Genomic DNA, 13,652 nt, shown 5'->3' with positions numbered 1-13,652 from the left:
CACGTCAGATCAGGGTGCGTTCGATCCGGCTGAGCATGGCGTTCTTTCCGGAGTCCCCCTCCTTCCCGGCCTCCTCGGCCGGGGGCGCGCCATGCCGTTCCTGGGTGCTGTCCACCCGTTGGGAGAGCAGATAGGCGATGATCTCCGCCTCCTGTTCCTGTACGTCGTCGTAGGTCGCGCGCAGGAGCATGTCGCGCACGAGGTCGGGGTCGAGGTTGGGGAAGAGGAGGCGGGCGGTCGCCTCGTCCAGCCAGCCCGCCCCGCGGTGGCAGCAGATGATGTGGCCCAGCTCGTGCAAGATGATGTGCTCCTGATGCGCGCTGGTGGTGTTGGCGTCGTAGAAGATGAGGTCCTCGTCGCGGGCGGCGACCCACATGCCGCACGGGTGCGACGCGGGCATCTGCATCGGCACCAGAGTGATCGGACGGTCGCGGACCTCCCCGAGATGGCGGCAGAGTTCGGCCACGTCGGCCACGTTCGGCAGACCGAGTTCGGCGATCCGCTGCGCGCCGGCTCTCCGGAGCCGCTTGAGCTGACTGCGCCGGTCCTGGTCGGCGGACCGTCCCTTCCTGGCGCGTCTCACTCGGCGTCCGAGGGGTCGGAGACCGGCGGAAGACCCTGCAACTGCCGGTACTGGTCCATGATCGCCGTGATGGCCTGGAGGTTCTCCTTCTTCATCCCGGCCGCCCGCATCGCCACGGCACGGACCCCTGACTGGCGCAGTGCCTCTACGGCGGCGATCTCGTTGAGTACCGACTCGGCGACCTTGTCGTCGAAGAAGTAGGCGACCGACACGCCGAAGAAGCGAGCGAGGGCGGCCAGGAGGTCCGGTGAGGGATTGGCTCGTTTGCCCGTCCGCAGCTGCGACAGATACACACCGCCGACCCTGAGTTCGGGGCTGGCCCGTTTCAGCTCCTCCGCCACTTCGGCGTTGGTCCAGTGCTTGCCCTTGGGGCGAACCGTCTTGAAGAGGTTGTCCAGGCGCACTGCCAGCAGCGGGCGGTCGTCAGGCTCGGACACTGTGAATCTCCCTCCTGTCACCTCCTCGGCCTTGCTCTCGGCTATTCATAAGTTTCGCAGATTAGCTGTCAGTTGACAATCGGACTGGAGTCCGTCAACGTGGATCTCGCCGATAGCTGGCAGTTAACTTGGCTCACGGGGGTGGCCGAGTTCGCCGCCGGCCTGGGCAGCCTGGCCCGGCCTTCGGGGGAGGGACGGGCCAGGCGAAGAGACACAGTGGGGAAGCACCGCGAAACACGGGGAACCACGGGGAACCGCGGGGGACACGGGGAACCGCGGGGAGGCAAAGAAAAGCCCGCCCGGTCTGACGGGGGAACAGACCGGGCGGGAGCTCTCAACCCGCGTTGGCGATTCTACGGTAGGCGGACGCGACCTTGGTGAGCCAGGCGACCTCCGCGGTGAAGTTGTCCGTATCCCGGTCCTCGAAGTCGCCCGCGTCCCCGTTCTCGCCGGGGATGGTGCCGGTGCGTTTGGCGAGCAGCGCCTGTCTGATACGTGCCGCTTCGGCGAACGCCTGCCGGGACTCCTCGCTCGCCCCCGGGTCCGCCGTGCCGAAACCGTTGGCGGTGCGGTCGATGTAGGGACGCAGGTCCCGCCATCCGTCCCGTATCTCGATGACCCGCCGGTGCAGACGGTAGTCGAGGTCGGAGACCGAGGCGCCGGGAGGCTCCAGGACGATGTCCGGCGAGGACTCGTACAAGTCCCGCCAGAGCGGGTACAGAACCCGGTACGACCGGTAACTGTCCGCCCAGTCCAGCAGTTTGGCGACCCGGGCCCCCCAGGACGGCATCGTCAGGCTCAGCGAGAGGACGACGATGCCCAGCGCGCTGAAGACGGACGCGGCGAGCTTCCAGACACCGATGTCGATCCCGCACGCGGCGGTGAGGATGTTGACCGTCCTGGCCAGGCAGTACAGGAAGAGGATCACCGCGGCGACGGAGAGCAGTTGCAGGGCCTGGCGCAGCGAGGCCTTGTCGGTCATCCGCGCGTAGGGGCCGCACTGGCGGAAGATGGTGACGCACGGAACCGCCTGCGACACGATGAAGAGCAGCAGGTAGGTGAGCACCAGCGGCTGCCCGCTGCCGGTGTCGAAGTCCGAGGCCGGCCGGCCCGGGCCGTCGGCGACGAAGAACAGCGCGGTCAGCAGCGCGTCGAGGGCGATCCCGGTGATCAGCCAGTAGCGGGTCCCCCGCACCGCCTCCTCGTCCGCGGTCGCCCAGCGCAGCAGGATGATCTGCGCGCTGACGCAGAAGGCGACGGCCGACAGATGCATCACCAGGATGGCGAGATTGCCGACGCCGAGGAAGCTCTTGCTCCCCATGGCGACGGCACCCATCGTGAAGGTGAGGCACTGGAGCAGCAGAGTGACGACCAGTGTCCGGTAGGCGTTGTCCCGCCAGCTGCGCCTGACTTGGCACAGCCGGTACACGAGCGCGGCATACGAGGAGAGCGCCGCTATGGCGAAGCAGAGGGTTCTCACGGTGGTCACGGCCTGGCTCCCTGCCGGTGCCGCGCACGCGGCGGACGGTTCGGTCGGTGTCGTCTCAGTCGGTGTCGTCGCCCAGGGGCACCTCGAGTCCGATGCCTTCGGCCGCCACGGCGATGGCGAAGTCGAAGAACGCGGACTCGTCCCGGACGCTGTCGTGGGTACGGCTGAAGACCTGGAACACCAGCAGCCCGATCAGATTGCTCCACAGCACGATGCCGCGCTCGATGATGTCCGAGAACGGAGCCTCGGGAACGCCGCCGAAGAGCTCCGCGGCCTCCGGCAGGAGCAGCGACGGGCCGGGCAACGTCCGCCGGGGCGGGGTGAGTTCACCGGCCTCGAGCGCCGAACGCACAATGCCGGCCAGCACCGCGGGGGTGCGCGAGGCGGGCGGGACGGTGTCCTGCGGGGCGTGGTACCCGGGCACGGGAGAGCCGTAGATCAGCGTGAACTCGGCGGCGTTGTCCAAGGACCACCGCCGCAGCGCGCGAGTGACCGCGAGGAGCCGCGCGCCCGCCGACGCGCCCGCGTCCCTGGCTGTCTGGTCGGCCTGCTCCATCGCGGCGGCGGACTCGTTGTAGGCGTCGATGACCAGCGCGGTCAGCAGGTCGTCCCGACGCGCGAAGACGGCCTCCACGTCGGTGACGGCCAGTCCGCCCTCGTGGGCCACAGCGTCCAGGGACAGCCCTCCGGCGCCCAGCTTCTCAAGCAGTTGGCGCCCGATGGCCTTGATCTCGGAAAGCTCCATGGCCAAACCGTACCGGTCGGTTACAACGCCCAGGAGCACGGCCGCCGGGCCGCCATGGCCATGCGCTGTGATCCAGCCACCCCGCCGCCACGGGCCGGGCCTCACCCGGCCGGGGAGCTCCACCGGACATCGGCGGGTTACGCTCGGGAGCATGCGGATCTCCGTCTCCTCCGACATGGACGAACCCGTCGCCCGGCTCCTCGTCGAGGAGCTGCGCCGGCGTGGTCACGAGGTGCGGGTGTACGGAGCTCTGGATCCCGGCGCGGATCCGCAGTGGGCGGTCTGTTCGGAGGCCGCCGCCCGTGAGGTGGCCGCCGGGACGGCGGACCAGGCGGTGGTGTGCTGCTGGACGGGGACGGGCGCCTCGATCGCCGCGAACAAGGTGCCCGGCGTACGGGCCGCGCTGTGCCCGGACGCGTACACCGCGGACGGCGCCCGCCGCTGGAACGACGCCAACGTACTGGCCATCGGCCTGCGCCTGACCTCCGAGGCGGTGCTGAAGGAGATCCTCGACGCATGGTTCACCGCCCGCCCCAGCGAGGACGCCGAGGACCGGGAGAACGTCGCCCATGTGACGCGCATGGACGGGCACCGGGTGGGGGACCGCACGCTTCCCTGACCACACCCACATGGGTGCGCCACACCCGGGTACCCGGCGGCGCATGGTGGTGCACGACTCGTCGGCCCGATCGCTCCCGGTGCCGCCGCGGCCGACGCGGCGCTCGCCACTGGGCCGCGCCCTGCTGCGCTGGACGACCACGACCGATCACAAGGTCATCGGCAACCTCTACCTCACGACGGCCTTCTCCTTCTTCCTCTTCGGCGGCGTACTGGCCCTGCTGATGCGGGCCGAACTCGCCCGCCCGGGCCTTCAGTTGGTCACCCAGAGCCAGTACGACCAGCTGTTCACGATCCACGGCACGGTCATGATGCTGCTGTTCGCGACGCCGATGTTCGCCGGGTTCGCCAACGCGATCATGCCGTTGCAGATCGGGGCGCCGGACGTGGCCTTCCCGCGGCTGAACGCCCTGTCGTACTGGCTGTACCTCTTCGGCGGCCTGATGGTGATCTCCGGCTTCCTCGTTCCCGGGGGAGCGGCGGACTTCGGCTGGTTCGCCTACGCGCCGCTCAACAGTGCCGTCCACAGCCCCGGTGCGGGCGGCGACCTGTGGACCATGGGCCTCGTGGTCACCGGCGTCTCCACCACCCTGGGCGCGGTCAACTTCATCACCACGATCCTGTGTCTGCGCGCCCCCGGCATGACGATGTTCCGCATGCCGATCTTCACCTGGAACGTGCTGTTCACCTCGATCCTCGTCCTGCCCGCCTTCCCGGTGCTGACCGCCGCCCTGCTCGCCCTGGAGGCGGACCGGAAGTTCGGCGCGCACATCTACGACGCGGCCAGCGGGGGCGCGCTGCTGTGGCAGCACCTGTTCTGGTTCTTCGGGCATCCGGAGGTCTACATCGTGGCGCTGCCGTTCTTCGGCATCGTCTCCGAGATCCTCCCGGTGTTCAGCCGCAAACCGGTCTTCGGCTACGTGAGCCTGATCGGCGCCACCATCGCCATCACCATGCTCTCCGCGGTGGTGTGGGCCCACCACATGTTCGCCACCGGGGCGGTGCTGCTGCCGTTCTTCTCGCTGATGTCGTTCCTGATCGCGGTGCCGACCGGGGTGAAGTTCTTCAACTGGATCGGCACCATGTGGCACGGCTCGATCTCCTTCGAGACACCGATGCTGTGGTCCTGCGGCTTCCTGGTGACCTTCCTGCTCGGCGGCATGAGCGGCGTCCTGATCGCCTCGCCGCCACTGGACTTCCACCTCACCGACTCGTACTTCATCGTGGCGCACCTGCACTACGTGCTGTTCGGCACCGTCGTCTTCGCGATGTTCGCGGGCTTCTACTTCTGGTGGCCGAAACTCACCGGGCGGATGCTCGACGAACGCCTCGGGAAGATCCACTTCTGGACGCTGTTCGTCGGCTTCCAGACCACTTTCCTCGTCCAGCACTGGCTGGGCGAGGCCGGCATGCCCCGCAGGTACGCCGACTACCTGCCCACCGACGGCTTCACCCTGCTGAACACCATCAGCTCCGTCGGCGCCTTCCTGCTGGGCCTGTCCACCCTGCCGTTCCTGTACAACGTCTGGCGCACCGCCCACCACGGCCGCCGCGCGGACGGCGACGACCCCTGGGGCTACGGCCGCTCCCTGGAGTGGGCCACCTCCTGCCCGCCCCCGCGCCACAACTTCACCGCGCTGCCCCGCATCCGCTCCGAGTCCCCCGCGTTCGACCTGCACCACCCGGAGATACCGAAGGAGGCCTGATGCGGACCGAGGCCCGCCTGTTCACCGGGGTCGCGGCGTTCTTCGCCGTCACCGCCGCCGGCTACGGCTGGCGTTCCGCCGAACCCGCCGGGACGGCCGCCCTCGCCCTGGCCTGCGTGATGGCCGCGCTGGTCGCGTTCTTCCTGCACGTCCAGCACCGCCGGCTCGGTGCGCGGCCGCAGGACCGCAGCGACGCGGAGGTCATCGAGACCGCCGGGCCCGTCGCCTTCTTCCCGCCGCACAGCGCGTGGCCCATAACGATCGCCCTCGGGGCCGTCCTGCTCGCCCTCGGCGTCGTCTTCGGCCTGTGGCTGGCCCTGATCGGCCTGGGCGTGCTCGCTCCGGGTGTCGTCGGCATGGTCCTTCAGTACGCCGACCGGGAAGCTCAGTCGTCCGAGCCGTCCCCGGAATCCCGCTCGGGCACCCGGTAGGCCTCCAGCACGTACCGCCGCTCCTGGTCGACGGGCACGCTGGTCTCCTCGTACCCGCCGGTGATGGTCTGCCGGATCTCGCCCGTCTCCTCGCCCTCCGTCAGCCGCTCCATGTCGGCCTCCCGCAGCGCATGGCACACCGCCCGGGTCACGAAGAAGGCGAGCGGCGGCAGGATCAGCAGGGCGATCCGGAAGGTCCAGGTGAGGGCGTTCAGGGAGAGCTTGAAGGTGTGCGCGATGACGTCGTTGCCGCCCGCCGCGAGCAGCACGCCGTAGAAGCAGATCGCCGCCACCCCGAGCCCGGTGCGCACCGGCACGTCCCGCGGGCGGTCGCACAGATGGTGCTCGCGGTGGTCCCCGGTGACCCCGGCCTCCAGGAACGGGTACGCGTACAGCACCGCGAACAGGGCCAATGGCAGGACCACGGCGGGCAGCAGCACGTTCCACATCAGCGTGTGCCCGGCGACCGCCGTCTCCCACGGCGGCACCAGTCGCAGCGCGCCCTCCAGGAAGCCGACGTACCAGTCGGGCTGCGAACCCGTCGAGACGGTGTCCGGCCGGTAAGGGCCGTACACCCAGACCGGATTGATCTGCGCGAGCCCCGCGAGCAGCGTCAGCACCCCGCTCACCATGAAGAACAGGCCGCCCGAACTCGCCGTGAACTGAGGGACCATGGGCTTGCCCACGACGTTGCGCTCGGTACGGCCCCGCCCCGCCCACTGCGTGTGCTTCAGATACACGACGAGGATCAGGTGGAGGCTGACCAGGGCGAGCAGCAATCCGGGCAGCAGCAGGATGTGCAGCGTGTACAGCCGGGGAATCAGGTCGTGCCCGGGGAACTCCGCGCCGAACACGAACATGCTGATGTACGTCCCCACCACCGGGATCGACAGCATGATGCCCTGGGCGATCCTGAGCCCCGTGCCGGACAGCAGGTCGTCCGGCAGCGAGTAACCGGCGAAGCCCTCGGCGAGCGCCAGCAGGAACAGCGTCACGCCGATCGTCCAGTTGACCTCACGGGGCCGGCGGAAGGCGCCGGTGAAGAAGACCCGCAGCAGATGCGTGCCGATCGCGGCGAGGAAGACCAGCGCCGCCCAGTGGTGCAGCTGCCGGATCAGCAGCCCGCCGCGCACGTCGAAGCTGATGTGCAGCGTCGAGCGGTACGCCTCCGACACCCGCACACCGTCCAGCGGCCGGTACGAGCCGTTGTAGACGACCTCGGTCATCGACGGGTGGAAGAACAGGGTGAGCCAGACGCCCGTCAGCAGCAGGACGACGAAACTGTAGAGGGCGAGCTCGCCCAGGAAGAACGACCAGTGGTCGGGGAAGGCCTTGCGCAGCAGGCCGCCCCCCTCGGACAGAGGGAGGCGGGCATCCAGCCGGTCGGCGGCGCGCCGGGCCCGTGGCCCCGTTCTCCTGAGCACGGCGCACGAGTGCCCGCCGCCGCACCCCGGAAACCCGGGCTCCGGGCTAGGTGCGATCGCCCTTGGGCTTGCCCGGCTGGTCCGGCGTGCCGTGCGGGGGCGGGCTGGAGGGCTGCGGGGACGTCGCCGGGGAGACCGGTGACCCCGCCGCGTGGCCCTCGCTGCGCTCGGGACGCAGACCCCGTGGATCACCGGAGGTGGGCTCGGCGCCCGCCCGAAGCTGCTCCAGCCGGCGTTCCAGCAGTTCGCTCACCAGCGGCCGGTCGGCGTGGCTGCGCTCGTGCGCGAGGAGCTCCTCGACCTCCTCGATGCCCAGCGAGCGCACCCGGCTCTCCAGGCTGCCGATCGGCAACTGGTCGTAGTCGGGCAGGGGCAGCGTGCTGTGGCCCGAGTCCGCCATAGGTCTCACTTCCCTCGCTGTCGGTGGGCCTCGATCTCAGTGGGCGCCCAGTCCGCCACCGCCGAACGAACCGCTCGACCCCTTGCTCCAGCGCGGCCGGTCCTTCGTCTCGCTGGGCTTGGTGTCCTGGTTTCTCAGCTCGTACGGGGTGAGGGGGCGACCGCCCTTCTCCACCACGGGCACCTCTTCGGACTCCCGGTTCCCCCGGACCTCGTGGACGGCGCCGCCCGGGGGCAGGTGCGGCTGCTCATCCGGGCGCGGACGGGGCGACTCGTTGTACTTGACACGGGAGGTCAGCCAGAAACCCCCGGCCAGTACCGCAAGCACGACCACGGCCACCAGGAAGAGGACCAGACTCATGAGGCCGCTTGCGGCGGCCAGCTGCATCGATGCGGTACTCATACGAGACGAATACCCCGCCATAACGGTGCGAACCGGACACCTTCCGTGACGGGTCGCGACATCTGGTGACCATTCGCGGACCCCGCTTCCCACGGCCGCCGCGTTTGACAGCTCGGGCCACGGCTACCCGGCCGGTGTGACACCGACGACGACTTCCCAACAGGAGCTGTACCGGTTCCTTGAGGACCGCTTCGCGTGTGCGCAGGCGTGTACGGAGTGCGCGCGGGCATGCGCGCTGCGCGCGAGCCTCCTGGATCCGGGCGGTACGGACGAGCAGGAACGGGCCCGGCGGCGGGGCATCATGTGCGCCGAGGTGTGCGACGCGACCTGCCGTGTGCTGTCCGAGTACAACTGCCTGGACGAGAACGGCATCCGTATCCAGCTGGAGCTGTGCCGGACGGTGTGCCTGGAGTGCGCGCACGCCTTCGACGAGCAGCCGGGCGCCGAGGAGAGCGCGGCGGCGTGCCGGGCGTGCGCGCGGGCCTGCACGGAGTTCATCGCCACGCTGCGCTGACGCTCCCCTCGCTTCCCAATTTCTGTAACACGTTCTACGGTGTGCGCCGACAGGACCGACCCGCCATGGGAGCCTGGAGGCGCCGTGCACCTCGACCACACGCCCGAGCAGCAGCGGCTGCGCACCGAACTGCGCGCCTACTTCGCCGACCTGGTACCGGACAACGCCTACGCCCGGTACACGGACCCGGTCGCCCAGAAGCGCTTCTACCGCGAGACCATCCGCCGGCTCGGCACCGACGGCCGGCTCGGCGTGGGCTGGCCGAAGGAGTACGGCGGGCGTGGCATGACCGCGATGGAGCAGTTCATCTTCTTCGACGAGGCCGCGCAGGCCGGCGTCCCGCTGCCGCTGATGGCGCTCAACACGGTCGGCCCGACGATCATGCAGTACGGCACGGAGGAGCAGAAGGCGTACTTCCTGCCGCGCATCCTCTCTGGCGAGATCGACTTCGCCATCGGCTACAGCGAGCCCGACGCCGGCACGGACCTGGCCGCCCTGAAGACCCGAGCGGTCCGGGACGGCGACGAGTACGTGGTCAACGGACAGAAGATCTGGACGACCAACGGCGACACCGCCGACTGGGTCTGGCTCGCCACCCGTACCGACCCCGAGGCCCCGCCCCACAAGGGCATCACCATGCTCCTGGTGCCGACCTCCGACCCGGGCTACTCCTGCACCCTCATCAACACCCTCGCCTCGCACGACACCACGGCCAGCTACTACGAGAACATCCGCGTCCCCGTCTCCCGCCGCGTCGGCGCCGAGAACCAGGGCTGGCGGCTGATCACCAACCAGCTCAACCACGAACGCGTCACCCTCGCCGCCCACGGCACCATGGCGATCCGCGCCCTGCACGACGTCCAGCGCTGGTCGATGGAGACCAAGCTCGCCAACGGCCGCCGCGTCGTCGACCTGCCCTGGGTGCGCCGCCTGCTCGCCCGCACGCACACCCGCCTCGACGCCCTGAAGCTCCTCAACTGGCAGATGGTGACCGCCGTCCAGGAGGGCACCCTCACCCCGCAGGACGCCTCCGCGGTCAAGGTCTACGGCTCCGAGGCCCGCCGCGATGCCTACGCCTGGCTCATGGAGATCCTCGCCGCCGCCGGCCCCCTGAAGGAGGGCTCCGCGGGCGCGGTCCTGCACGGCGACCTGGAACGCGGCTACCGCTCGGCGGTGATCTTCACCTTCGGCGGCGGCAACAACGAGATCCAGCGCGAGATCATCTCGTGGATTGGTCTGGGGATGCCCCGGGTACGGCGCTGACAGTCGCGCCCACGTGGATGAACGCGGCCCAGTGACGGGCCTCCGCGTAACAGCGTGTCCTGGGCGGGAAGTCCTCGAACAAGGCGACGGCCCCGTCGAGCCGTTCGCGGTGCGACGGGTCGTCCACCGCGTCCGAGAGCTGTCGGCACCACCGGGCGAACTCGGCGGCGGTGGAGTCCCTCAGCCACAGCTGCGCGGACTGAAGGGCCCGGCCGGTGCCGTGGCCGAGCTCGGCGTGGAAACGGGTCGCCAGCAGCATCGTCGCCAGGTCGTCCACATTCCACAGGGAGGCGATGACCTCGCTCGCTCCCGCCTGAAGGAGGCCGGAGGCCAGCCCGATGGCCTCGTCGGCGACGAACGTGTCGGTGGACGCGGTGCCGCAGGCCGAGGCGAAGACCAGACGGACGCCCCGGAAGGCGCGCTCCGCCACGATGCGGCGCAGCGTCAGGTGGCTCCCCTCCGCGAGCACGAAGGCCGACTCCATCGGGCGCGCGGCATCGAAGACGCCGTGGCAGGCGAGATGGACGTGGGTGGCGCCGCGCAGGTCCTCCTGGAGGACCTCAGGGGCGGCGTCCGTGCCGTGCCGCACCGTCGCGCGGGACCAGGAGCCCAGCGCGGCCGCGGCGGCCACCTCGACCGACGCGTAGCGCAAGTCAGCCGTGGGGTTGCCGACGGCCGCCAGGACCGGGGGGCCGGGCCGGGGCGCATGCCGACGGGCCAGGACGGCCGCCGACGGGGTGAAGGACATCCGGAAGTCGTCCACCAGGCAGCGACCGTCCGAGACCAGGGCGTGCAGCGGCCACCGGCCGACGGGCCCGCACGCGACCAGCGTGACCTCCTCGGCCCCCAGCTCCCGCAGCCAGGACGCCAGGGTGCCCGCGAGCCTGTCCCGCAGCGCGGCCGCGGCCTCGTCCGCCTCGAGTTCCCGGACGTCCGCCGTGGTCCGGCTGTCCACGTCGAGGCACCCCTCGCCGTCTCGCCGTACCAGCACCAGGTGGACCGCCGCGTTGAACACATACGCATAGACCAGCGGACGGTGCGGGCCGACCGCCGCGGACAGTTCGCCGACGCCGGGCGGCTTGAGGTGCTCGGTCACCCCTCTCAGCCGCGCCAGCGCCGTGTCCCGTTCGGTGCGGGCCCGCGCGATCGCCCGCACCAGCGAGAGGTTCAGCCGCTCCACCTCCTGGGGGCCCAGACCGGCGACCGGAACCGACCGTTCGGCGCTGCTCAACGCGGCGAGCCGGTCGGCCGCCGCCCGGAAGGCGGCCAGCGCCTCGGGATCCGCCTGCCGCGCACGGTCGAGCCCCTCACGTTCCTGCCCCAGGGTCTCACCCAGTTCCCTGGCGCGGGTGCGTTCGAGGAGCAGTACCGCTTCGAGTGTGCGGCCCGCCCGGAGCATGACGGTGACGATCTCCATCAGGTCGCCGGACACCGCCCGCTGCTCCATGTGGCGGCTCTCCCGCAGCAGTGCCTCCTGATAGAGGCTCTCGTGCAGATCCGCCGCTCGCGCGCCGGCCTCGGCCGCGCCCGCCCAGTCCCGCTGTTCGCCCAGCAGTCGCACCTGGAGCATCCAGGCCGTGAAGGCCTCGTTGCGTCGTCCGTGCTCGGTCAGGACCCTGATCGTGTCCTGGAGGGGCATCCGGTCGTCCGCGGGAACCGACTGGGCGAGGTTCAATCGCGCCATCGCCCAGTCACGGGGACTGTTCTCGAAACTGAGGACACGCAGAGCGGCGCGGAAGTGCCCGGCCGCGGCGGTGCGCTGCTCGGCCGGCCCCGACTGCATCCGTATGATGCCGAGCCACGACTGTGTCAGCGCCCATTCCCAGGGCGAGCCCGCCTCGGTGAACACCTGGAGGCAGGACGTCAGATGGGCGATGGCCTGTTCCGGATCCGGCTCGGCCCGCACGTCGAAGTCACCCAGGGCCACCCCCAGACCGAACTCGGCGTGCGCCCAGTCCGTGGGGTGGTCCCGCAGGGTGAAGACCGACAGGGCCGCCATGAACGCGTCGGCCGCCAGCCGCTGGGTCGCCTCGACGTCCCTGCCCCGCATCATGCTGTACGCCACGCCCAGGGACGTCTGGGTCATGGCCCAGTCCACGGGCATCGTTTCCTTGGGCTGCGCGAGGAGGCACGCCCGGTAGTGCTCGATGGCGCGCCACAGGTTGGCCTCGCGGCCTCCGGTGAGCCGGTCGCGGTACAGACGCGCCATGTTGTGGTGCATGTTCCCTCGTTCCATGGCGTCCCGGACCGGGTCCAGCAGCTCGAGGGCCTGGCGCCCCAAGTCGATCGCCTCCTCGATGTCGGCCTCCGGGTCGCCGGTCGTCCGGTGGGGCAGCAGGAGTGCCAGCGAGCCGGTCACACGCGCCCGCTTTCCGGGATCCGCGTCCGGGGGCAGGGTGGCGAGGGTGTCGAGGCACAGGGCGATGGCCCGGTCGACCTGGGCCGACTGGCTTCCCCTGCGGTCGTCCCGCACCAGGCGTGCGATGGCGCAGGCGAGATGCGGATAGAGGTGGTGACCCGGTTCCACCTCACCGAGGCACTGCTCGAACAGCGACATCGCCTCGCGCTGGTTGTCCAGAGGATCGCCGGCCCTGCGTCGGCTGTAGGCCATGCCGAGGTTGAACGTCAGCTCCAGCCGGATACGGGACGCGGGGCTGTCGGGCTCTTCCAGCACGGCGCGCAGGGCGGTGATGGCCTCGTCCGTCTCGATCTTCTCGTTGGTCTCCGCCTTGAGGATCTCGTCGGCGAAGGCGACGCACAGCATCACCCAGGTGTCCCTGGCTGTTTCGTACGGATTCTGCCGTAGTGCCTCACGGAACCAGCTCAGGCGCTCCTCGCGGTCGGGAATGTCAGCCAGGCCCTCCACCCACTCGAAGAGGTCCAGCTGCTGCGGTGGACCGGGATCGGCGGGCACGGGGATGTTCTCGTCGATCCACGCTCGCATGTCACGGATCTTCGCCGCCATGCCGATCGCCGTCTGCCGTTCGGGCCCGTCGGGCAGGACACGGCAGCTCTCCTCGGCGAGCGCCAGGGCGCGTGCCGCCATGTCCCGGGAGCCTGCCGGATCCGTGTGCAGGAGATCGACGAGTGCGGCCGCCACTCCCAGCTGGTACCAGGCGGCGTCCGGGGCGTCCGACTCCACCAGCAGGCGCTCCAGGGCGGTGAGGCGCAGCCGTCGCAGGGCGTCGGGCTTGTCACCGGTGTGCCACTCGATGTGCGCACTCACCCACAGGCAGATCGAGCGAGCGTCCTTACCGGGCGGCGGGGCGTCCACGAGGCTCCACATGCTGCGAGCCGCGGTGAGCAGGTCTTCGGCGTCCTGGCTGCGCCGGTACCGGCGTTCCTGCGCCTGGGCCAGGTTGTACTGGCACATGGCCCCGAGCTCGGGGCGCAGGGGGCGGGACACATGGACCGCGCTCTCCAGACACGTGAGCGCGCCCGCCAGATCGTCGATCCGGGCATCGGCGTCGTACCTCTTCAGACGGACGGCACCCAGTTCGTTCAGCGCGTTCCACCGAGCCTCGGGCACGAGGGTGTCGTGGCCGGGATGCGCCATGACGGCCTCCCAGGCCGCGATGGCGGGCGTCGGATCGGCCTCCTGGGACAGCAGGAAGGCGCGTCGGAAGAGCTCGTTCAGCAT

Annotated in this window: 13 protein-coding genes; 5 read left to right on the top strand and 8 right to left on the bottom strand. The window is 70.2% G+C overall.

The genetic code is table 11. The features are described 5' to 3' along the window. Window positions 1–4: 4 nt before the first annotated feature. From ACWGJM_RS32550 to ACWGJM_RS32535, 4 genes are all read right to left on the bottom strand, one after another. Window positions 5–583 (bottom strand): toxin, encoded by a 579-nt coding sequence (locus tag ACWGJM_RS32550; RefSeq protein ID WP_453415327.1) that lies wholly within the window; start codon window positions 581–583, stop codon window positions 5–7. Beyond that, window positions 580–1,020, bottom strand: a complete 441-nt coding sequence (locus ACWGJM_RS32545) for a helix-turn-helix domain-containing protein (RefSeq protein WP_453415326.1) — start codon at window positions 1,018–1,020, stop codon at window positions 580–582. The genes ACWGJM_RS32550 and ACWGJM_RS32545 overlap by 4 nt, the downstream gene beginning before the upstream one ends. A 334-nt stretch (window positions 1,021–1,354) precedes the next feature. Beyond that, window positions 1,355–2,509 carry an MAB_1171c family putative transporter gene (locus ACWGJM_RS32540; RefSeq protein ID WP_453415325.1) on the bottom strand — a complete coding sequence of 385 codons (1,155 nt, stop codon included), beginning with the start codon at window positions 2,507–2,509 and terminating at the stop codon, window positions 1,355–1,357. Between the two features lie 55 nt (window positions 2,510–2,564). Further along, on the bottom strand, window positions 2,565–3,254 hold the full coding sequence (locus ACWGJM_RS32535) for a TetR-like C-terminal domain-containing protein (protein WP_453415324.1): 690 nt from the start codon (window positions 3,252–3,254) through the stop codon (window positions 2,565–2,567). 151 nt (window positions 3,255–3,405) lie between these two features. Here ACWGJM_RS32535 and ACWGJM_RS32530 point away from each other — a divergent pair, with 151 nt between their 5' ends. Genes ACWGJM_RS32530 through ctaF form a run of 3 tightly spaced genes read left to right on the top strand, consistent with a single transcriptional unit; the run spans window position 3,406 to window position 6,009 of the window. Continuing rightward, on the top strand, window positions 3,406–3,873 hold the full coding sequence (locus ACWGJM_RS32530) for an RpiB/LacA/LacB family sugar-phosphate isomerase (RefSeq protein WP_453415323.1): 468 nt from the start codon (window positions 3,406–3,408) through the stop codon (window positions 3,871–3,873). A gap of 43 nt (window positions 3,874–3,916) precedes the next feature. After that, window positions 3,917–5,578 carry an aa3-type cytochrome oxidase subunit I gene (ctaD, locus tag ACWGJM_RS32525; RefSeq protein ID WP_453415322.1) on the top strand — a complete coding sequence of 554 codons (1,662 nt, stop codon included), beginning with the start codon at window positions 3,917–3,919 and terminating at the stop codon, window positions 5,576–5,578. Then, a complete protein-coding gene (gene ctaF, locus ACWGJM_RS32520; protein ID WP_453415321.1) occupies window positions 5,578–6,009 on the top strand; it encodes an aa3-type cytochrome oxidase subunit IV in 432 nt (143 codons plus the stop codon). Before ctaD ends, ctaF begins: the two co-directional genes overlap by 1 nt. On the opposite strand, the gene qcrB is transcribed toward ctaF, so the two are convergent. The 3 genes from qcrB to ACWGJM_RS32505 are packed head-to-tail and all read right to left on the bottom strand — an operon-like array spanning window position 5,964 to window position 8,235. After that, entirely contained in the window at window positions 5,964–7,433 is a 1,470-nt protein-coding gene (qcrB, locus tag ACWGJM_RS32515) for a cytochrome bc1 complex cytochrome b subunit (RefSeq protein WP_453415320.1), read from the bottom strand. The two genes, ctaF and qcrB, sit on opposite strands and share 46 nt — an antisense overlap. Window positions 7,434–7,479: 46 nt before the next feature. After that, the gene (locus ACWGJM_RS32510; protein ID WP_453415319.1) at window positions 7,480–7,833 is read right to left on the bottom strand and encodes a hypothetical protein; all 354 of its coding nucleotides are present in this window, start codon (window positions 7,831–7,833) and stop codon (window positions 7,480–7,482) included. Window positions 7,834–7,869: 36 nt separating this feature from the next. Beyond that, window positions 7,870–8,235, bottom strand: a complete 366-nt coding sequence (locus ACWGJM_RS32505) for a DUF6479 family protein (protein ID WP_453415318.1) — start codon at window positions 8,233–8,235, stop codon at window positions 7,870–7,872. A gap of 136 nt (window positions 8,236–8,371) precedes the next feature. Here ACWGJM_RS32505 and ACWGJM_RS32500 point away from each other — a divergent pair, with 136 nt between their 5' ends. After that, window positions 8,372–8,749, top strand: a complete 378-nt coding sequence (locus ACWGJM_RS32500; RefSeq protein WP_453415317.1) for a four-helix bundle copper-binding protein — start codon at window positions 8,372–8,374, stop codon at window positions 8,747–8,749. A gap of 84 nt (window positions 8,750–8,833) precedes the next feature. Further along, window positions 8,834–10,012, top strand: coding sequence for an acyl-CoA dehydrogenase family protein (locus tag ACWGJM_RS32495; RefSeq protein WP_453415316.1), 1,179 nt, complete (start codon window positions 8,834–8,836; stop codon window positions 10,010–10,012). Here ACWGJM_RS32495 and ACWGJM_RS32490 read toward each other — a convergent pair. Beyond that, window positions 9,969–13,652: a CHAT domain-containing protein gene (locus ACWGJM_RS32490; protein WP_453415315.1), complete on the bottom strand. Its 3,684-nt coding sequence runs from the start codon at window positions 13,650–13,652 to the stop codon at window positions 9,969–9,971. The genes ACWGJM_RS32495 and ACWGJM_RS32490 overlap by 44 nt on opposite strands.

It is taken from the genome of Streptomyces sp. NPDC054834 (assembly GCF_053611185.1).
This window is presented reverse-complemented; position numbering and strand designations above follow the sequence as displayed.

Coding starts and splice junctions, on each gene's coding strand:
- ACWGJM_RS32535 (WP_453415324.1), bottom strand. CDS start 3,254: ATGGAGCTTTCCGAGATCAAGGCCATCGGGCGCCAACTGCTTGAGAAG.
- ACWGJM_RS32530 (WP_453415323.1), top strand. CDS start 3,406: ATGCGGATCTCCGTCTCCTCCGACATGGACGAACCCGTCGCCCGGCTC.
- ctaD (WP_453415322.1), top strand. CDS start 3,917: ATGGTGGTGCACGACTCGTCGGCCCGATCGCTCCCGGTGCCGCCGCGG.
- ctaF (WP_453415321.1), top strand. CDS start 5,578: ATGCGGACCGAGGCCCGCCTGTTCACCGGGGTCGCGGCGTTCTTCGCC.
- ACWGJM_RS32510 (WP_453415319.1), bottom strand. CDS start 7,833: ATGGCGGACTCGGGCCACAGCACGCTGCCCCTGCCCGACTACGACCAG.
- ACWGJM_RS32505 (WP_453415318.1), bottom strand. CDS start 8,235: ATGAGTACCGCATCGATGCAGCTGGCCGCCGCAAGCGGCCTCATGAGT.
- ACWGJM_RS32490 (WP_453415315.1), bottom strand. CDS start 13,652: ATGCTGAACGAGCTCTTCCGACGCGCCTTCCTGCTGTCCCAGGAGGCC.